Annotated in this window: 22 protein-coding genes and 1 tRNA gene; 11 read left to right on the top strand and 12 right to left on the bottom strand. The window is 52.1% G+C overall.

Annotated features, from left to right (window positions below; genetic code table 11):
* The first annotated feature begins 55 nt into the window (after window positions 1-55).
* The 10 genes from EFER_RS04090 to EFER_RS04135 all read left to right on the top strand — a co-directional run bounded on the left by EFER_RS04090 (window position 56) and on the right by EFER_RS04135 (window position 9573).
* Window positions 56-1183 (top strand): acyl-CoA dehydrogenase family protein, encoded by a 1128-nt coding sequence (locus tag EFER_RS04090; protein WP_000117674.1) that lies wholly within the window; start codon window positions 56-58, stop codon window positions 1181-1183.
* 20 nt (window positions 1184-1203) lie between these two features.
* Complete coding sequence (locus EFER_RS04095) at window positions 1204-1554, top strand: hypothetical protein (RefSeq protein ID WP_000081592.1); 351 nt, start codon at window positions 1204-1206, stop codon at window positions 1552-1554.
* A 10-nt stretch (window positions 1555-1564) separates the two neighbouring features.
* A complete protein-coding gene (locus EFER_RS04100; RefSeq protein ID WP_001088015.1) occupies window positions 1565-2077 on the top strand; it encodes a nuclear transport factor 2 family protein in 513 nt (170 codons plus the stop codon).
* 11 nt (window positions 2078-2088) lie between these two features.
* Entirely contained in the window at window positions 2089-3390 is a 1302-nt protein-coding gene (locus EFER_RS04105; RefSeq protein WP_001149806.1) for an aromatic ring-hydroxylating oxygenase subunit alpha, read from the top strand.
* Window positions 3390-3869: an aromatic-ring-hydroxylating dioxygenase subunit beta gene (locus tag EFER_RS04110; RefSeq protein WP_000186926.1), complete on the top strand. Its 480-nt coding sequence runs from the start codon at window positions 3390-3392 to the stop codon at window positions 3867-3869. Before EFER_RS04105 ends, EFER_RS04110 begins: the two co-directional genes overlap by 1 nt.
* 10 nt (window positions 3870-3879) lie before the next feature.
* Entirely contained in the window at window positions 3880-4620 is a 741-nt protein-coding gene (locus EFER_RS04115) for an SDR family NAD(P)-dependent oxidoreductase (RefSeq protein ID WP_000195244.1), read from the top strand.
* 9 nt (window positions 4621-4629) lie between these two features.
* On the top strand, window positions 4630-5562 hold the full coding sequence (locus tag EFER_RS04120; protein ID WP_000956736.1) for a PDR/VanB family oxidoreductase: 933 nt from the start codon (window positions 4630-4632) through the stop codon (window positions 5560-5562).
* Between the two features lie 10 nt (window positions 5563-5572).
* The gene (locus EFER_RS04125; protein ID WP_001053375.1) at window positions 5573-6073 is read left to right on the top strand and encodes a flavin reductase; all 501 of its coding nucleotides are present in this window, start codon (window positions 5573-5575) and stop codon (window positions 6071-6073) included.
* Window positions 6074-6093: 20 nt separating this feature from the next.
* Window positions 6094-7422 (top strand): MFS transporter, encoded by a 1329-nt coding sequence (locus EFER_RS04130; RefSeq protein ID WP_000072213.1) that lies wholly within the window; start codon window positions 6094-6096, stop codon window positions 7420-7422.
* Window positions 7423-8109: 687 nt separating this feature from the next.
* Entirely contained in the window at window positions 8110-9573 is a 1464-nt protein-coding gene (locus EFER_RS04135; protein WP_024256402.1) for a YecA family protein, read from the top strand.
* Window positions 9574-9836: 263 nt separating this feature from the next.
* On the opposite strand, the gene EFER_RS04145 is transcribed toward EFER_RS04135, so the two are convergent.
* From EFER_RS04145 to EFER_RS23675, 8 genes are all read right to left on the bottom strand, one after another.
* On the bottom strand, window positions 9837-10109 hold the full coding sequence (locus EFER_RS04145) for an Ogr/Delta-like zinc finger protein (protein ID WP_001185343.1): 273 nt from the start codon (window positions 10107-10109) through the stop codon (window positions 9837-9839).
* Window positions 10110-10114: 5 nt separating this feature from the next.
* On the bottom strand, window positions 10115-10666 hold the full coding sequence (locus EFER_RS04150) for a phage polarity suppression protein (protein WP_000126951.1): 552 nt from the start codon (window positions 10664-10666) through the stop codon (window positions 10115-10117).
* Window positions 10663-11406, bottom strand: a complete 744-nt coding sequence (locus EFER_RS04155) for a phage polarity suppression protein (protein ID WP_001066218.1) — start codon at window positions 11404-11406, stop codon at window positions 10663-10665. Before EFER_RS04155 ends, EFER_RS04150 begins: the two co-directional genes overlap by 4 nt.
* Window positions 11407-11806: 400 nt before the next feature.
* Window positions 11807-14479 (bottom strand): TOPRIM and DUF927 domain-containing protein, encoded by a 2673-nt coding sequence (locus tag EFER_RS04160; RefSeq protein WP_000155333.1) that lies wholly within the window; start codon window positions 14477-14479, stop codon window positions 11807-11809.
* On the bottom strand, window positions 14476-14859 hold the full coding sequence (locus EFER_RS04165) for a DUF5375 family protein (protein ID WP_001075580.1): 384 nt from the start codon (window positions 14857-14859) through the stop codon (window positions 14476-14478). Before EFER_RS04165 ends, EFER_RS04160 begins: the two co-directional genes overlap by 4 nt.
* Window positions 14856-15140 (bottom strand): hypothetical protein, encoded by a 285-nt coding sequence (locus EFER_RS04170; protein WP_001027152.1) that lies wholly within the window; start codon window positions 15138-15140, stop codon window positions 14856-14858. Before EFER_RS04170 ends, EFER_RS04165 begins: the two co-directional genes overlap by 4 nt.
* 31 nt (window positions 15141-15171) lie before the next feature.
* Window positions 15172-15531, bottom strand: coding sequence for a hypothetical protein (locus EFER_RS04175; RefSeq protein ID WP_001246996.1), 360 nt, complete (start codon window positions 15529-15531; stop codon window positions 15172-15174).
* Entirely contained in the window at window positions 15524-15700 is a 177-nt protein-coding gene (locus tag EFER_RS23675; RefSeq protein ID WP_001118612.1) for a host cell division inhibitor Icd-like protein, read from the bottom strand. Before EFER_RS23675 ends, EFER_RS04175 begins: the two co-directional genes overlap by 8 nt.
* Before the next feature lie 116 nt (window positions 15701-15816).
* On the opposite strand from EFER_RS23675, the gene EFER_RS24545 reads away from it, so the two are divergent.
* Window positions 15817-16011 (top strand): YlcI/YnfO family protein, encoded by a 195-nt coding sequence (locus EFER_RS24545; RefSeq protein WP_000538173.1) that lies wholly within the window; start codon window positions 15817-15819, stop codon window positions 16009-16011.
* Between the two features lie 49 nt (window positions 16012-16060).
* On the opposite strand, the gene EFER_RS22770 is transcribed toward EFER_RS24545, so the two are convergent.
* From EFER_RS22770 to EFER_RS04200, 4 genes are all read right to left on the bottom strand, one after another.
* Window positions 16061-16276 (bottom strand): helix-turn-helix transcriptional regulator, encoded by a 216-nt coding sequence (locus EFER_RS22770; RefSeq protein WP_000173141.1) that lies wholly within the window; start codon window positions 16274-16276, stop codon window positions 16061-16063.
* Window positions 16277-16378: 102 nt separating this feature from the next.
* On the bottom strand, window positions 16379-17260 hold the full coding sequence (locus EFER_RS04190; protein WP_001164862.1) for a hypothetical protein: 882 nt from the start codon (window positions 17258-17260) through the stop codon (window positions 16379-16381).
* Window positions 17261-17290: 30 nt separating this feature from the next.
* Complete coding sequence (locus EFER_RS04195) at window positions 17291-18565, bottom strand: tyrosine-type recombinase/integrase (RefSeq protein ID WP_000996991.1); 1275 nt, start codon at window positions 18563-18565, stop codon at window positions 17291-17293.
* A 187-nt stretch (window positions 18566-18752) separates the two neighbouring features.
* Window positions 18753-18824 (bottom strand) — tRNA-Arg (locus EFER_RS04200).
* Between the last annotated feature and the right edge of the window lie 51 nt (window positions 18825-18875).

Consider the following 18875-nt stretch of genomic DNA (forward strand, 5'->3'; position numbering starts at 1 on the left):
CGTTGCGGCATCGTGCACCTTTTTGCCGCCCGCCCACATTATTCGGGAGTCAGCTATGTCCGTCGTACATGTCCGTGAAGAGCTTGTTCCGTTATTGACCGAAGTGACCGCGCGCAGCGCCGATTTCGAGCGCCAGCGCCATGTTTCAGACGACATCATTAGCCGCTTTAAACAGGTGGGCGTCTACCGCGCGCTGGTGCCGAAAATCTACGGCGGCGACGAGTGTTCTCCGGCGCAGTTTTGCGAACTGATTGAGCAAATCGCCACCGCAGACGGCTCGGCAGGCTGGGTCGCCAGTTTTGGTATGAGCCCGTTTTATCTCGGTGCGCTGCCGCCGGATACCCTGAAAGAACTCTACCGCGATGGCCCCGATGTGGTGTTTGCGGGGGGCATTTACCCGACCCACAAAGCGCAACTGGCCGATGGCGGCTATCGCGTAAGCGGTCGCTGGTGCTTTGCCAGCGGCAGTATGGGCGCATCGGTATTTGGCGTCGGCATTCAGCCGGAAGGGGAGAACATGCTTCCGCGCATGGCGGTGCTGCCGCGCGAAAGCATTCATATCGACCCGGTGTGGGATACGGTCGGGCTGGCGGGAACCGGCAGCCATGATTTGCTGGTGGATGACGCGTATGTGCCGCAGGAGTGGACCTTTATTCGCGGCGGGTCGCTGAATCTGGAAGGCGCGCTGTATCGCTATCCGGTGCTGTCGCTCGCCACGCAGGTGCTGTCCGTTGTGGCGCTGGGTGTGGCCCGCGCGGCACTCAATGAAATCTATCAGATTGCCCATCGTCAGCAGTCCGTCACCGGCGCGCCGCGCCTGGCCGACCGCCCGCAGGCGCAGATGCAAATCGCCCGCTGCGAAGCAGAACTACGCTCGGCGCGCGCCTGGTTTTATGAGGCCATTGATGACGTCTGGCAGCGTCTGCTGGTCGGTAATGAGCCGGGCCAGCAGCAGGTCAACGCCCTGCGTCTTTCCTCTACGCACGTCACCCGCGTGGCGGCAGACGTTGCCCGTCAGGCGCTGGCGCTTAACGGGATGGGCGGCGTCACCATGACCAGCCCGCTCCAGCGTTATGTGCGCGACACGATGGTGATTACCCAACATGCCTTTATGGGCGACCTCTCGTACCTGAACGCCGGTACGGTCTTTTTCGGCGGCAAACCGCTGCCGGGTTATCTCTGAATTTCTGAAAGGAGCAACAAATGAGCCAGAACACATTACGCGTACTTTTTTGTATCGGTGTGAACCAGAACTTTTTCGATGCTACGCCGGCGGAAGCCAAACAGGTGTGGGGCGCGTTCGGCGTGATGATGAAAGGCATGGAAGAGACGCCGGGTATCCGCATCATCGGCAACATGGATGACGATCAGTTGATGGTCGGCCCGTCGACCACCGCCCCGTGGACCACCTACGTGCTGGCGGATGCCGACACCCTGGAAAGCGTGGCGGCGGTCTGCAACCTGTTCCGCACCACGCCGGTCGGTGAAAGCAAGCTGTGGAAGTACTGCAAGATTGAAGCGCGCGTGGGCCGCGAACTGATTATTCAGGGTTAAGGAGCGGGCGATGAACTCACAGGATGCGCAGCGTTTGCAACAGCTTGAAGACCAGCAGGACGCGCGGGTATGCATCAGCAACTATATGCGCCTGTGCGACCAGCTTGAAACCCCGGCGACCGTGCGGGCAATTGGCGCGTTGTTTACCACCAATGCCTGCTGGGAAGGTGTGGGCGAACCGTATGCCACACGCCTTGGCAGGCATGTCGGACGCAACGCCATTGAAAGCATGATGGCCGGATACGTCAAAACGCCCGCGCATTTTGCGATGAACGCCCATTTTTTGTGCTCGGAAGCCCTTATCCAGCAGCCGGATGGCCTGCTTTTCGGGCGCTGGCTGATGCTGCAAACCTCCAGTTTTATCGCCGGAGGATCGCATCTCAATGCGGCGGAACTGAACGTGGAGTTTCGCCGGGAAGCCGGTGTGATGCGAATGCACCATTTCACGACACGCAATCTGTTCAGCAGGCCAGTGGACCACTGGCACGCCGCAGATGTGCTGCCTGTACCTGACAATAAATAGAGAGTCGAGCGATGCAGTGTGATAACCAGATCCCCGTTAAAAATATCGAAGCGAATGTTCCCGACTGCGCGGAAATCGCCGCGCTGGTGCAGTCTGACCGGGTGCATACCTCACTTTATAATTCCGAGCCCCTGTTCAACCTTGAGCTGGACAGGATCTTTAGCAAAACCTGGGTATGGGTGGCGCATACCAGCGAAATCCCGGAAACCGGCAGTTTCAAAACCACCGAGATCGGCACGCAGCCGGTGATCGTCGTGCGCGACCGCAAAGGCAACGTGCATACGCTGCTCAACCGTTGCCGTCACCGCGCCGCCACCGTGTGCGAACACCGCACCGGCAAAACCAACAGTTTTGTCTGCCCGTATCACGGCTGGGGCTACGCGCTGGACGGCAGCCTGCGCGGCGTGCCGCACCCGGAAAGCTATGCCGATCAACTGGAAAAAGGCGAGCTGGGGCTGGTGTCGCTGCGCACCGAACAGTACGCCGGCATGATCTTCGCCACCTTTAATGAGCACATCGAACCGCTGGAAGATTTCCTCGGTGCGGCGAAAAAGTGGATGGATCTGTTTATGAAGCAGGGCGCGGGTTATCCGATTAAAACCGGCCCGGCGCACCGTTTCCGCTTCCCCGGCAACTGGAAGATCCAACTGGAAAATACCACCGACGGCTATCACTTCCCGGTTGTTCACCGCTCGTTTTTAAGTTCGGTCGATAAGCAGACCGAAGAGATGCTCAACTTTGTTGACGGCAGCGGCTATGTGGAAGATCTCGGCAACGGTCACAGCGTGATGGTAATGATCCCGGAACTGGTGGATCTGGAAGCTAATCTTGATGCGCCAATCCCGGAGCGATTTGTTGCGTTGGCCGACGAATTGCGTAAAGACCACGATGAAGATCAGGTACGTCGCATTGTGCGTGCAGTCGGCGGTTCCGGCTTTAACCTCAACATTTTCCCCAATATTGCCTGTTCAATGGCCTTCTTCCGCGTGCTGCAACCTGTCTCGGTGCATGAAACTGAAATTCACCATGCGGTGATCACCATGGACGGCGGCCCGGAAATTGCCAACCAGGCACGTCTTCGTCTGCATGAACACTTCCAGGGGCCGATGGGTTTTGGCACGCCGGATGACTCCGAGGCGTGGGAGCGCGTGCAGCGCGGGGCAACGGCGGGCAACGACCTGTGGATCATGCTTAACCGCGGGCTGGCGGGTGAATACCGCAGTGATGACGGCCTGCGTAGCGACGTGAGCGCTGAAACGGGGATGCGCGCGGCGTATCAACAGTGGAAAAAACTGATGACGGAGGCGGAATAATGACGCCAGATACGGTTCTGATTTCCGCAATGGAAATAATCAATCTCGAAGGCGACTTGCTCGATCAGGGCGAGTTCAATGCCTGGCTGGAGCTGTGGCAGCGCGATGGTCTGTACATCGTGCCGATCGACCCACAGGAGACGGATTTCAAAAATACCCTCAACTACGCCTGCGACGATCACGAAATGCGCGAGCGTCGGGTGAAACGCCTTTACAGCGGTGAGTCAATCTCCACCACGCCGCGTGCCCGCACGCTGCGCACGCTCTCACGCTTCCGTTTGTTGGATAGCGAGGGTGAGGAAATCGTGGTGCGCGGCGCGCAGTCGCTATGGGAACACCGCAAAGGCTACAGCCGTCACTACGCGGCGGATATCACCTGGCACCTGCAACCGCAGGGCGACAAGTTGCTGATTAAGCAAAAGGTGATTCGTCTTATCAACAGCGACGATGTGCTGCACAGCATCGGCTACATCCTGTAAGGAGTGCGTTATGACGCAAACCGTATTAGTCACCGGCGCGGCCGCCGGGCTGGGCAACGTCATCGCCATGCATCTGTTGTCGCAGGGGTATCAGGTGGTGCTCTCGGATGTGAGCCTTGCGCGCGCGCAACAGGCGGCGGACAAACTCGATAACGGCGCAGGTCACGTGCTGGCGCTGGAACTGGATATCCGCCAGCCGCAGGCGTTTGAGCAGGCGCTAAAGGCGATTGAAACCCGCTTCGGCAGCCTGGAGGTGCTGGTGAACAATGCCGCGCTGACCCTGGCGACATCGGTGATGGAGATTGACGTTGAAGAGTTTGACCGGGTGATCTCCACCAATCTACGCGGCACGTTCGTTGGCTGCCAGACGATTGGGCGCTATTTCGCCAAAAAAGGCTACGGGCGAATTATCAATCTGGCGTCGCTGGCCGGACAGAACGGTGGCACGGCCTCCGGGGCGCACTATGCCGCGTCGAAAGGCGGCATCCTGACGCTGACCAAAATCTTCGCCCGCGAGCTGGGGAAATCCGGCGTAACGGTGAATGCCATCGCGCCGGGGCCGATGGATCTCCCGTCCGTTCACGCGCTGGTGCCGGAAGAGAAAATGGCCGGGCTGTTACAGATGATCCCGGTGGGTAAGTTGGGCGATGCCGAATTTGTCGCTCAGGCCGTGGCACTGCTGGCTTCACCGCAGGCGGCGTTTGTCACCGGGGCGACCTGGGACATCAACGGCGGTCTGTTCATGCGTTAAGGAGTCGCCATGCTGACACTGCATATTATTAAGCGCGAGCTTCAGGGGGATGTCGTCCTGCTGACGCTTGCCGACGCAACCGGCGCTGAACTGCCTGCGTTCACCGCCGGGGCGCACGTCGACCTGCATCTGACCGACGATCTGGTGCGCCCGTATTCGCTCTGCGGCGATCCAGCAGATCGCCACTGCTATCAACTGGGCATCCTCAAAGATAGCCAGTCGAAAGGCGGATCGCTGGCGGCACACGCGCTTCAGGAAGGCGAATCGGTAACGGTGAGCCTGCCGCGCAATCTGTTTGCCCTTGATGCGCGCGCGGCGCACAGCCTGCTGATCGGCGGCGGGATTGGTATCACGCCGATGCTGGCGATGGCGGCGGAGCTGCACGCCGCCGGGCGCGCGTTTTCGCTGCATTACTGCGCCCGTTCGCGTCCGCAGGCGGCGTTTGTTGCCGAACTGGAAAAAGCGCCGTGGGCGGATCGCGTCTGGCTGCATTTCAGTGAGGAACAACGCATTGATTTGCCCGCGGTACTGAGTGATGTACCGGCTAACACCCATATCTATGTTTGTGGCCCCACGCGGCTGATGGAGGCGGTGAGCGAGCAGGCAAACGCCGCCGGTTATGCGGCTGAAAACGTCCATCAGGAGTGCTTTAGCGCGGAAGTTGAAGTGAGCGGAAAGGCGTTTGACGTGGTGGCAGCAACCAGTGGGATTACCGTGCGGGTGCTGGAAAACCAGACCATCGTCGAGGCACTGGCGCAGGCCGGGTTGAAGGTGTGCGTCTCCTGTAAGCAGGGGATTTGCGGCAGTTGCCTGACGGATGTGATTGAGGGCGAGCCGGATCACCGCGACAGCTATCTGACAGACGAGGAGAAAGCCGATGGCGACCAGATCCTGCTCTGTTGTTCCCGGGCGAAAAGTGCCCGTCTGATTATCGATCTCTGAGGATTTCAGCATGAATTTGCAGACCGAGTTTCGTAATGCGATGGCGCAACTGGGCAGCGCGGTGTCGGTGATCACCACCGATGGCCCGGCGGGGAAATTTGGCTTTACCGCCTCTGCCGTGTGCAGCGTCACGGATCAACCACCGACCCTGCTGGTGTGTATGAACCGCAACTCTTTTGCCAACGGGCACTTCAAGCAAAACGGCGCGCTATGCGTGAACGTGCTTTCCGGCGCGCATCAGGAGTTATCGGGCATTTTCGCCAATGCGACCCTGCGTTCCGAAGAGCGTTTCGCCTACGACCGCTGGCAGGTGATGGCGAGCGGCGCGCCGGTACTCAGTTCCGCCGTCGCCAGCTTCGACTGCGTGATTGACGACTGCCATGAAGTGGGCAGCCACACGGTATTTTATTGCCAGGTGCAGGCGATTCGCATCAGCGAGCAGCCGCGCGGGCTGGTCTATTTTAACCGTCGTTACCATACGGTAGGCGGCGATATTGAGGTGAAAGCCTAACCCATTGAGGAGCCTGGCTTATGAGCAATACCGAAGCAGCACCGCACGACCCAAAGCAAATGCGTAAACTGGTGATCGCCTCCGTTCTGGGCAATGCGCTGGAATGGTATGACTTCTTTCTCTATGGCACGGCGGCGGCGTTAGTCTTCGGCCCGCTCTTTTTCCCGGTCGGCGGCGACCCGCTACAGGGCACATTACTGGCATTTTCCGGCTTTGCGGTCGGTTTTCTGGCGCGCCCGCTGGGCGGCATTGTCTTTGGTCACTTAGGCGATCGCTACAGCCGTAAGATGACGTTAATCATGACGTTAACGCTGATGGGCGCGACAACCTTCGTCATCGGCCTGTTGCCGGTTTACAGCCAGATTGGCATCTGGGCGCCGATTTGTCTGATCACACTGCGTTTTTTACAAGGCGTGGCCTCGGGCGGCGAGTGGGGCGGCGGCGTATTGATGCTGAGTGAAAACGCCCCGGCATCCAGGCGCGGCTTCTTTACCGCCTGGAGCCAGATGGGCGTTTCCGGCGGCTTTGTGCTCTCGGCGTTTGCTTTTTACCTGGTGCAGAAGTTGCCGGAATCCGACTTTATGACCTGGGGCTGGCGCGTGCCGTTCCTGCTGAGCCTGCTGATTTTCCTGGTTGGTGTGTATATTCGCAAAAACATCCGCGAAAGCGAGGCTTTCCAGCAGGCGAAGCCGGAAGACAAACATGAAAAAATACCGTTGCTGGTGCTGCTGCGCGAACATCCGAAAGCGCTGATGCAGGCGATTGCCCTGCGTCTGCCGGAGAACGGCGCATCCTATATTTTCTTCACCTTCTCGGTGGTGTACGCCAAACATATTGGTATATCAACGAGCATTATTATCAGCGCGGTGACGCTGGCGATGCTGATTGAGTTTTTCTCGATCCTGTTCTGGGGTGCGCTCTCCGATCGCATCGGCCTGAAACGCGTCTATTACATCGGCGTGATTGGCCTGCTGGTGATGGCTTTCCCGTTCTTCTGGCTGGTTTCGACCGGTGAATACAGCTGGATTATGCTGGCGATGTTCCTTGGTCTTCCGGTGTGTCACGGGGCGATGATTGGCACGCAGCCGTGCATTATGAGTGATTTGTTCCCGGTGCGCGTGCGCTACTCCGGCCTGGCGCTGGGCCATGAAGTGGGATCTATCTTCTCCGGTGGGCTGGGGCCGATGCTCGCTGTCGCACTGTTAATCGAATTTGACTCCGCCTGGCCAGTATCGCTGCTGCTGATTGTCTATGCGCTACTGGCGTGGATTGCGTTATTAAGCCTGCCTTCGCAGGAGACGCCTGTCCTGAGCAAACCGGGAAACCCCATGCCTTACAATGAAATCTAAATATTGCCAGTAAGATAATAGACGTCATGCTTAGCCATTGAGTGAAACAGACAGTGGAGTAACAGTTAAAATAGTGGGTAAACTTTTTTATCCGCTATTTATCTGTCTTACTGAATTTTTATGAAAGGCTTGAAATTCAGGCGAGGGAGAGGTTCATGGCGCCCTGCAGGAATCGAAAAAAAACATATCTTTTTGTTTTTAAATAATTATTTTTAGATTTATTTTTTAGATACCATCATGAATACCATCAACAGATAAAAAAGTTTCCTTTAGACCATAGAGAACGTCCTATTTCATTCGTTCCAGTAATGATGAACAGAGAGAGGAGAGAACAATATGGCAGGTGAGTTTGTTAGTCTGCTGTTAGGCTAAAAAGTGAACGGAAAATTTATCATACCCCACGCATGATACAATGCTTATAAAGTAAGATGTCACGATTCGCAATCAGCGATATACACGTTCATGTATAGATTTATGAGTTTGTGCACAAAAATGCATCAAAAGTGATTTAAAACTCCATTCCTTAAGGAAATACTATGTATACCATAGTAGTGTTGTATCGTAGAATGAGGAATGTAGCAATAAACCTAAGAATGTTTTTCGCAGGGTTCTGAAATTTTTATAATTTTTTAAAAACTATATTTAACGTTATCATACAGAGATCTCCGTTTTTAAGAAAGGTGCATGATGTTAAAAGTGATTAACAAAGGGCAGGGAGTTAATCAAACTGAAAAAAGATTAATAGAACTGGCTAATAGTGCGTTTATTGGTTTATGGTCATATCCTAATGTGTATAGTGATGAAGGGCTTTCTAAAAACAAATCGGGGAAGGAGGTGTGTGATTTATTAGTTGTTTTTGAAGATAATGTGATTTTATTTTCAGATAAGGATATTAACTTTAACGAAGAGATTGAAGTTTCTGTAGCATGGAAAAGATGGTTTAAAAGATCCATAACTGAATCGGCTGTTCAGTTACATGGGGCAGAGAAGTTTTTAAAAGATCATCATGGACGATTGTTCTTAGATAAAAAATGCAAAGTTCCCTTTCCAGTTAAAATAAATAGAGATATGAGGTTTTTCCTTATCGCTGTAACCAATAATAGTTCGGTTCCTGCATCTAATTTTTTTTCACGTATAGCTGAAGGGAGTTCTGGTACTCTCATGAATGTTTTCTCATTTGGAATAAAGGAAAGTATGGAGCAACCTTTTTCCATTGGAGATATTTATCCAAATAAAACATTTGTTCATGTGTTAGATGAATTGTCATTAAATCTCTTATTGTCGGAGTTAGATACAATTACTGACTTTGTTAGTTACTTGAAAGAGAAGGAACGTGTTGTCCGTTCTGGCCTTCTGAGATTAAGTCCAGGAGAAGATGATACTTTGGCTGCATATTTGAGCGGGCATGGGGTGATTGTAGATGAGAAATTGGTACCTGAAAATACATTTGTGCAAATAGCAGAAAATGAGTGGGAAGTGTTAAAAAAATCTCCTCAGTATGATTATTACAAGGCAATGAAAAAAGGAAGTGTGTTTTGGGATGAAATGATACAGAGACTTTCGGAATCAATTCTTACTGCAACTGTAGGTTTGGGTATAGAAAATGACTTTCATAGTCATGAGGAAACAGTTAGACAACTGGCAGCAGAAAGCAGAGTGTCAAGATATCATCTTTCTAAGGCATTTATAGAAAAGTTCAAACAGGTTCCTACTAATAGAAGAAGTTCTAGGATTGTTGAGTCGATTGACGAAAAAGGCAAATATTATATTTTTTTGTTCTTTCCGCGTGATGAAGGGTTATCATATGAAAAATATAGATTGGAGCGTTTTTCTTGCGTGCAAATGTATGCACTAGTGGCGAAGTATAAATACAGTCAAATTAAGAAGTTGATAATTATTGCAACGGAAAGCAAAGATTCTGAGGGCCGTTCTGAAGATGTTGTTTATTGTAAGTTTGATGAGCCACTTACAAAGGATGAGCGCTTATTAGCGAAAAAATCCATGAAGGAGTATAGCGTTCTTACAGACATCTTGCCTAAGCCGACATCATATATGTCTACATTCCCTATAGTTAATAATGAAAAAAAAATGGGAAGAAATGAGCCTTGCTATTGTGGCTCAGGAAAAAAATTCAAAAAATGTCATGGGTAGAAAAATACTTTGAATACACCACTTTCTCCTTCTGCGCGGGCAGCCCCGCACGCCTGCCCGCTTCGCTTAACAGACTGGTTTTCATGCACCTCATAAATCGTCTCAGAAGCCACCACACAAGGGCTTTCTCGTCAAAAATGGTGCATAAGGCTCATGCGTTTTCATGCGCCATAGACATGCACTCATGCGCTCTCAGGCCAGCCAGGGAAAAGGTGTTAAAAATCCCGGTACTTGACCGGGATTACGTGGGCATTTTTTTCTAATCAGACAGGAATCTGCTGACGGCTTGACAGTTTTGACGCGGAGCCATAGCGATTGAGCGTTTGCTGTTGTTTTACCGGGGTTTGTGATTTGTCTGGTTCCTGTTCATTGCGCCGGGGTTTCATGATTATCTTATCCACACTCTCCAGTGCCGTAAATGTGCAGGAACATTCCAGATTCTGGCACTGATACCACGAGCGTTTAACTGACGGAGCTTCATAGGCTGCTGTTCTGGCGTGTGCAACTGTACCGCATTCCGGACATTTAAGTGCCATTAATATCACTCCTGTATATCGTTAATGTCATTCAGGCGTTGCTGAAAACGCAGATGTTGTGCCGGGGTGTAAGAGCCCTGGCAATCACGAATCATCCCGGGGTCTGGCATCAAACCGGATTCATCCAGGATCTCACGATAATCCCCGGCAATTTCAGGCGGTGTTATTGCCAGCTGGCGAACCAGAGCACTGCGTAATATACGGGACGCAACGTCAACCCCTCCGCGCCCCTTCAGGAACGGAGCCAGTGCAGATGTCAGGGCTGCCCCATTCGCCTGCATAAAATTGCTGAGAGCAGCTTCAGTGCAGGCCTCCATCAATAAATGCTGCGAGTAAATGCATTCGCGAGCAGCACAGTTAATTTGCCATTTCAGCACATCCAGACGTTCCCGCAGTAATTCGAGCTGTCGGGCATAATCTGTTGGTTTTTCTGTGGCAGCGAGGAGAGATGCTATCTGTTGTTCAACGGCTTTTCGGGTCTCACTATGTCCGGCCCACAGAATACGGGCATTCCGAAAACTGGTAAGTGCCTGGTCAGGTGTGCCTCGGGCCGTCATACAGCTTTCTCCTTCTCAGCAAGTTCCTGACGAACCTTTATTTTATGCATAGCTGCCGGAGAGAGTTGATTACTGAAATCCAGACGCGCCGCATAATCCGGGGCAACTCCCGCCAGTTTAAACACCGGGTCCTGTTCAGGCATCGCATCGTTAGCCAGAGCCGGTCTGGTGATATGTTTATGAATAAAGTCTTTCAGCACTGTGTCCGGGTCATTAACTGAATTCACCACACCCACAACGGCACTGGCTTCCCGGCCCATTGTGGATTTAAGCAGGCTCAGCGTCTGAATAAGCGCTTTTCCATGCGACTGCATAAAATCTTCCCAGATTTGTTTTGCGCGAATATCCACAAGAATGTTATGCGCGTGGATATACTTTCCGGCTAATTCCGCAGCTTTCTGCGGCAAAAGTGCATTTTCGCTTTCCTGAGCCGCCAGCAGCTCATCAAAATCCTCAAGCGTTTCTCGTCCCAGCGCAATTTCCGTGCGCAGTTTTTTCATTTCCTTTGAGACCACGCCCTGACTTTCACGAAACAGCGTGCGCCACTCCTCATTCAGTGTGTTCGTCGTGGCTTCCATTTCAGCGCGACGCTGGCGGATTGTCGCAATATTATCCGCTGCCGCTTTCTGCTGACGACGTGCTTCAAGCCATGCGTTTCTGGCTGTGTTCATGGTTTCCAGTGCCCGCTGCGTTACAGCCGGAAAAGTGGAAAGGTTGTTATTCACTGCGGTGTTGTTCATGACTTCTCCTGTCGGGTTGGTTCGTTACGTCAATTGTGTCGTGGCTGACACAAGCACACTATCGGTGCTCAGTGTGTGGTGGCTGGCACAACGGACGCTTGCGGTTATTCAGACGTGGCTATGAAAGCCAGCCAGATAAAAATGCCCTCTGTTTCAGTCTGCTTTATGTCCCTGATGCGGTGGAACAGGTGAAACATGTGTTACTGCTTTGTTTTATAAAGCATTTATATACACTGCACCGGTGGAACATCGCGGGTAACAAGGTGGAACAGCGGATTGGCTGGCGTTACATCTGTTCCACCTCACTATTTCAGAAGGTGGAACAGGTTCAGCCCTGTAAAATACGGTTGTTCCACCTGTTTCACCTGTTACCCTTAATAAATAAGACTCACGCAAAGCCTTAACCCGGCACCTCGCTGTTGAAGACATAGAGCCTGCGGGGATTCATCTCTGGCGGGCGAATGGTTGTCTGGAGTTTGCCATCAGTGGAGGGCAGCAGGTATCCACGATCTGCGCACAGACGCGCCACCTTGCGCGGGTCAAATCCCCTGCAGATTTCTTTCCAGCCGGACGGCATGACATAGAACGTAGTGACAGCTTCCGTGCCCTGCGCGGTACTGCCTTTCTCCACCCTGCGCCAGCCCACCATATTGCCGGGGCGGTTGCGCTCGTCATACCAGTCTGCAAAGCGGCTGTACTGATTCGCGGTAAAGAAACTGCGAACCTGCTCCAGTGCGGCGATATCTTCCTGATTGGCGGTGTGCCCGCGATCTTTCAGCCATGCGTTCAGGCAGACGCGGGTTGCCCGCAGTGCTTCACCCTCAGGCCAGCCGGTGATACCCAGACGGGTTGCCAGTTCACCTGCCATCGCCACCAGTGCAAAGCGGTTCACAGCCCGGCCCACCTGATTGCCTGCATCTTTAGGAGTCAGGGCGGCAGCATATTCCTTCATCAGCGATTTTGCCTGTGCCGTTAGTCCGTTAAGATCAGCGGTCAGTGCTTTCAGCCACTCCCGGAACGGCGAACCGTAGTAGCAGGACGTGGCCCATTCAAGATGCTCTGCCAGAGCCTTGCCGCTGTCGAAGCCGTGCAGCTCCTCAAAAACGCCAAACTTCCCGGAATCGCTTGGGATCTGGATCATCCTGACTTCCATCCCGGCAAAAGTACGCTCACCGGCCTTTGCCGCATGTTCGGTCAGAGACAACTCGCCAGTTGAAAAGAACAACAGGCGCCACTGCTTACGGGTACGCAGCTCACCGTCCGTACCGGCACGGCCCTTGCCCTGACCGTTTGCCAGCATGTAGGCGATATTGCCTGCCTCGCGTCCGTCAACTTCCCGGATCTCATCAAGCATCATGGCGGCATCGTTGCGGCGGCTGGCGCATCCCTCCAGCGCGTTGCCGGTGGCCCGCCATGTCTGCCAGTAGTCAGGCCCGCCGCAGACGGAGGTTGCCGCTTTCATGGTGGTGGTCTTACCGTCTGTCGATTCCCCTTTTAGGTGGTAGCCGCCGCCGTCCATACCAACCAGCCGTAACAGTGGTGCAGCAAAGGCCAGGCTGACAGCAAATGCCACGCGGGAGTTGCCGGTACAGTAGCGGGATACATGCTCCCGCCATTCCTCTGTTGTGCCCGACACGCGGAAATCACGCCCCTGCACGGAAGTGGTCTGGAGAATGACACCCTCTGCACCTTCACCGCTGACCTCATCCTGCAGGACGTAAACCTGACCATGCCAGCCAGTACGACTGACGCAGGTCACGCGGCGTTCCGGTTTACACAGTGAGATATATTCCATCAGGCGTGCGCGTGCCTCACCGGTGGTGCTGATATAAGACAGCCCGTTAACCAGCAGTACCCGGCGCAGTTCCTCACCACTGCCGCTCAGCATTTCCATCGGCATCGCCCAGCGGCGACACTCACCCCACGTATCTTCCCATTCCAGCAGTCGTCCGAAGTTACCGCCATCGGCATCGCAGGTGATTGCCGTCACGCGCAGCGGGCTGCATATTTTGACGTTCTGGATCTCCGTCTCACCGTTGCGCTGTACCTGCTTTTCATACCAGAGATATTCCTGGGTAAGACGGAACCCGTGCGGCAGTTGCGTGCGGCCTTCCCCGCACAGTACCAGACCGTTGCGAAAGGCTTCACGGGCACGGGTAATACCGTGCTCCCGATGAAAGTCATTCCAGTCAGCCTTAATCTCTCCTGGTGGCAGCGTCATCCAGCCGCCAACAGCTTTTGCCGCCCGTTCAGCAAAGGCTCTGCCGGGATTCTCCCCCCCGTCCTGAAAATCGTTATCACCGGCGATGATAATTTTTACCTCAGGCCAGCGTGCCCGCAGCGACTGCGCCACATTGGGCAGGTTGCCCGCAGATATGGCAGCCACTACGCATCCGGCAGTGAGCTGGCTTACCGTCAGCGCCGTAGCGTAACCTTCGGTAATCACCACCTGTACCGGTGGTTCAGACGGTAACGGGCTGAGCGACACAAACGCGCCTTTCATCGTGCTGCCGGGCAGTATGCTTTTTTCACCCGTCGGGGCGATAAGCTGTGCACCGGTCACGGCTCCGGTGTTGGTCGTGAGTGGTAACAGCAGGGAACCGGCAGGAAAATCCTTACCGCTGATATGCTGCACGCTTCCGGTCAGAGAGGCCGGGTATCCGGCGAACCCTTTTCCTGTCAGATAGGCGCTTTCTCCCGTGTGGCTCTCTTTCATCAGCGCCGCCACGGTAAGACCCATGTCGCGTTTAGGGGCTTTTTGTCTGGCAGGCTTAACAGGCAGTTCCTGCACATCCGGCACATTAAGCACCTGCGCCACCTCCTGCGCAGCCTTTCTGACGCTGTAACCGGTTACGAGCTTAACCAGATCCAGACCGTCACCATTGCCACACTGGCTGCAGATCCACGTCCCGCGCCCGTCAAGGTCATCAAGGCGAAAACGATCCTTGCCCCCACATTTCGGGCAGGGACCGTGCCTGCCGTTTTCAGGTACATCAATACGCAGCATCTGCAGAATAACGGGCCATTTCCCCCGTGCGGCGGCTGAAATCTGCGTAACCGTCTGTATTGTCATACTTCCCCCTCATACAACGTCACACCGGTACTGCAGAAGTCATCAAAGGCCGCCGGAAGCGTGCGGTACATCTCCGCCATCACTTCACAGCCGCGCGCGGTCAGTACCGGCGGCGCGGTCAGCAGTGATGGCTCCAGCATGTCAGTCAGCAGTGCCAGCGCGGCAGCGGCGCCCTGCACTTCGCCGTACTCGTTAATCAGTACGCACTCGATATGCAGCGCAATGGCCATTTCAATACGCTCCACCGTCAGGCTGTGCGGACCATACTGATCACTACCAGTTTCGTTCAGCATTTTCTGCCGCCATGCTGAAGCAATAGCCCGCCGGTAAAGCGCGGTGGTCATTTCTGCCGGGAAAATGGAAACCTGCGGCTGGTTCATCTGGCACCTCCTTCAATCAGTGCGCAGCTGTGTGCAATATCCGTCAAATCTGCCAGCAGGTACTCCATCAGCGCGGCGACACCATGCGCACAGCCAGCGTCCAGTGCTCCGGCCTGAGACGGGTATTCAGAAAAGAGAAGCTGGAGCATGTCGCAGGCATTTTTTGCGCGGGTCAGCTTTCCGAAACTGTCCTCTGACAACCCATAGGCAAAAGCACCGGTATTGTGTTTTTCAGGCAAAGTGTGGCCCTGAGCACCGTTGTGCCCGTTTGAAATATTCATCGTGGATTACTCCGTTTTCAGCGGTATTTTGTCAGAGAAACTTTGAATAGTGACCGTCGTCAGGCTCAGCAGAACGCCATATGCTACGCTCCCGCCAGCGGATAAATAGCACAGACGGATGCAGTGTCAGCGGGCCGGAACCACTACCGCCTGCAGGAGCTGGTGCAGGCTTAAAGAGCGGTACATCAAACAGGCGCGTATACCGCTGTTCAAACCATGCCAGAGGGCAGGAAGATAGCTGGTTGTCGCTGTCATGACGTATCAGCACTTCACAGCTGAATTCAGGATTAACCAGCGCCACAGAGGGCGAGGCTTCTATTAATCGGATAATCGTGACCGTCCAGCCACGTTCATGCTGCCAGCGTTCGCCGGGGTGCGGATAATTACGCATGTTCACCTCCGCAGGGAATGCGCCCGGCAAAGCTCAGTACATAGTCCGGGGCAAGTCTGCGCCGCGCTGATCGTTCGTTATCTGCGGTGATCCTTAACATCACCGGACGGGCATTACGTTGACTGCGGTTGATCGCCGCAAATAACCAGGTACACTTCTGTTTAGCCATCTTCGTTACCTCATATAACGTGCTGGTCAGACGCCTCGGTGCTGCTGCAAACACTCCGGGGCGTTGCTATTTTGTTTTTCTGTGTGTAATGTGTCATTACACATAAATACATTACAATGGGTGTAATTGACGTGTCAACACACAAAAATGAAAGACGTGGGAATCCGCCATTCCAGTTCCGACTTGACCCTGAACTGCGTGAACTGATGGAACAAGCACAACAGCAGGATGGCGATGAATCGCTAGCGGCTTGGATCAAGCGCATTCTACGCAAAGAGTTACAAAGCCGAGGTTTAGAACCAAAGAATTGATTAATACGTTGGGGAGGCTTTTTTCTCCCCAGCTTTGTTAATATTGTCATTACACTACTTCCTCCAATCCTGCTGATTGAGCTTTAACCCACTGCCTAATTTCTTGTGCATCGTAAACAGATACCCGTTTTGAAATGCGTATAGATTTGGGAAATTCAGGATTGTTCTTTTCCCAGCGCCAGAGAGTAACCGTACTTATTTGCAAAAAGTCAGCAGTAGCTCGTGGGCGGGCATGTCCAGTGATAGGATAAGTTTTTAATGTCATGAAATTACCTGCCGTGTTATGTAATGAACACGGCAGATACTATGGGGATATCAAAATGCTGTGAAGGTAGTGTAATCAACTCTACCTGTAGATTGTTTCAGTCTACCCCTTTTGTTTTAATCCCGCATGATTAACCGCTAATCGTAATTTTCTTAAGATTTCTTGTTCATTAGTGATAAATATTGGAGGTAGCTCTCCTAAATGTTTAATTATGGCGTTAGTCCACTTTTCAGGACTTATCTCTTTTCTTTCACCACGACATTCGCTTGGGTATTTTGCTAATATATATATGGCTGCATTTAATAACCCCTCCCTATTTTTTGCATGATGCTCAGCAGTGTTATTTAATCGCTTGGGGATTTTAGGTTCAGATGAAATTCTTTTCGTAAGTAAACTTGGCATAGGAATTCCAGTTTTTACTGATTTCCATATTAACTCTAAATCTCTTCGCATGATAAGAAGATCTTCAAATGGAATATCAATGACCTTATTTCCTTCATATGAGGCCGTTGCCATCAAAACATTATCTCGTATTTTTACCGGTTTAAGCCTGAATTCATAATCTGGATCTATAGCTAATCCATTTTTTATGTCACTTATCATATCATCGGCGTACCAAATACCACAGGCAAATCCTATAATTTGAAGCCCATTTTCAAAATGTTCAAAGGAATCATCTTTAAGGTCATACCATATTGTTGAAAATTCCATCTCTAGTGATTGATTAGTTAATACGGGATGAATTAAGTCAATTTCCACTTTCTGATTTTTATTGAGGAAATTAACATTAAATCTAACTGCAAGTCCATCCGCCTTGAATGCGATATTAAAAGCGCCTATTTCGTATAGGTGTAATAAATCATCAATCTCGCATTCTAATAGTCTTGAAGCGCGTTCAAATGAACAATATTCTAATGGTGGTATTTTTTTGTCAATCCATAGATTTCCTAAGAATATAGTTTCATTCTCTGTTGAATGCTGCATTATGACCTCTGTTTTAAATTATAAGAGTATTTAATTGATAATGTTAATACCTGATAAGTCATAAGGAGCATGAAATTCGTCCTTATTTAGTTCCAGATAATTAGACCACCATTGCATCATTCTGCGGCGTTCCTGCATGTGCTGCGCAAGATGCACATATGCTGCCCGCACTTCGTTTCTTTCTTGGTGACTCATCTGCCGTTCAACTGCATCGCGTGACCAGAGTCCTGATTCGGTCAGTGCAGAGCAGGCCATCGCCCTGAACCCATGTAAGCATACATCAGTTTGAGTGTCGTAACCCATCGTTCGCAGTGCTTTATTAACTGTGTTTTCGCTCATCGGTTTATATGGGTTGCTGTCACCGGGGAAAACCAGCAGATATTCACCACTGATTTTCCTTATATCCTCCAGTACCCCGATAGCCTGACTAGATAGCGGGACATAATGAGCAGCCCCCATCTTTGCACCCCGATCTGAGAATTTAACCCCTGCGATCTCTTCACGTTGTCCTGGTATCGTCCATAGCCCATTTTCAATGTCGATCTCCTCCCATCTGGCATGTCGTAGTTCGCTGGATCGCACAAAAGTGTGCAGGGAAAAGAGAACTGCTAGGCGAGTCAATGGTCTTCCCGTGTAACTTCTCGTTTTCGCTAACAGTTCAGGTAAACGTTCGAGAGGTAGTGCGGGGCGATGTCGTACTTTGGGGGCCGTAATTGCACCTTTTAGATCGTGGGCAGGGTTGTAATCGACAATTCCACGTTGCACGGCATAACGGAAGATGCTCGTCATAGTGGTTTTTACCCGGCTCGTTGTGGCACCAATTCCTTTCTCAGTCATCTCAACCAGCATCGGCATCAAGTCACGGGTTTTGAGCGTATCGATAGGCTTTGAACCGATGGCAGGAAAGAGGTGGTTTTCCATTTCTCGGAGAATTTTTTTACGGGTGATCTCTTTCCACTCAGGATGCCCCATCGTTCCACTATGCCACTCTCTGGCAACACTCTCGAACGTGGGGGAAATTGGGTCTTCCTTTTTGGGTTTCTTTGCTTCGCGAGGATCACGGCCATCGGCTAGTAGTTGCCTGGCTTCATCACGCCGTTTCCGCGCTGTTGCAAGTGAGACATCTGGGTAGACCCCTAATGCCAATGTCACTTGTTTTCCATCAAAACGATAATTCATACGCCAGTATTTTCCACCAGTCTTTCGTACCAGTAGATACAAACTCCCTCCATCGGTAAGTTTGTAATCATTGGTCTTCGGCTTGGCGTTTTCTATCTGTTTGGGGGAAAGCACATTAATGGCCATATCTGTACTCATTTTGGTAAATTGATGGTATCTGCATATCGAACTGGGGAATACCATCACTTATACCATCACGAGGTTGTAATGTCATGAAATTAACTGAAATGAAAATCAGGCCGATTCGGTGATAACTTACTGTTTTTTTAAGTGGTTATGTAATGAAGTGAAATGTAGAGAAAGGTCTTTAAAGTGTCCCCTGCAGGAATCGAACCTGCAATTAGCCCTTAGGAGGGGCTCGTTATATCCATTTAACTAAGGGGACAAAGCGGCACGAGTATAACGGTTTTTAAACTATCTGATAAGAGCAGGGCCG

It is taken from the genome of Escherichia fergusonii ATCC 35469 (genome assembly GCF_000026225.1).
Taxonomy (GTDB): Bacteria; Pseudomonadota; Gammaproteobacteria; order Enterobacterales; family Enterobacteriaceae; genus Escherichia; species Escherichia fergusonii.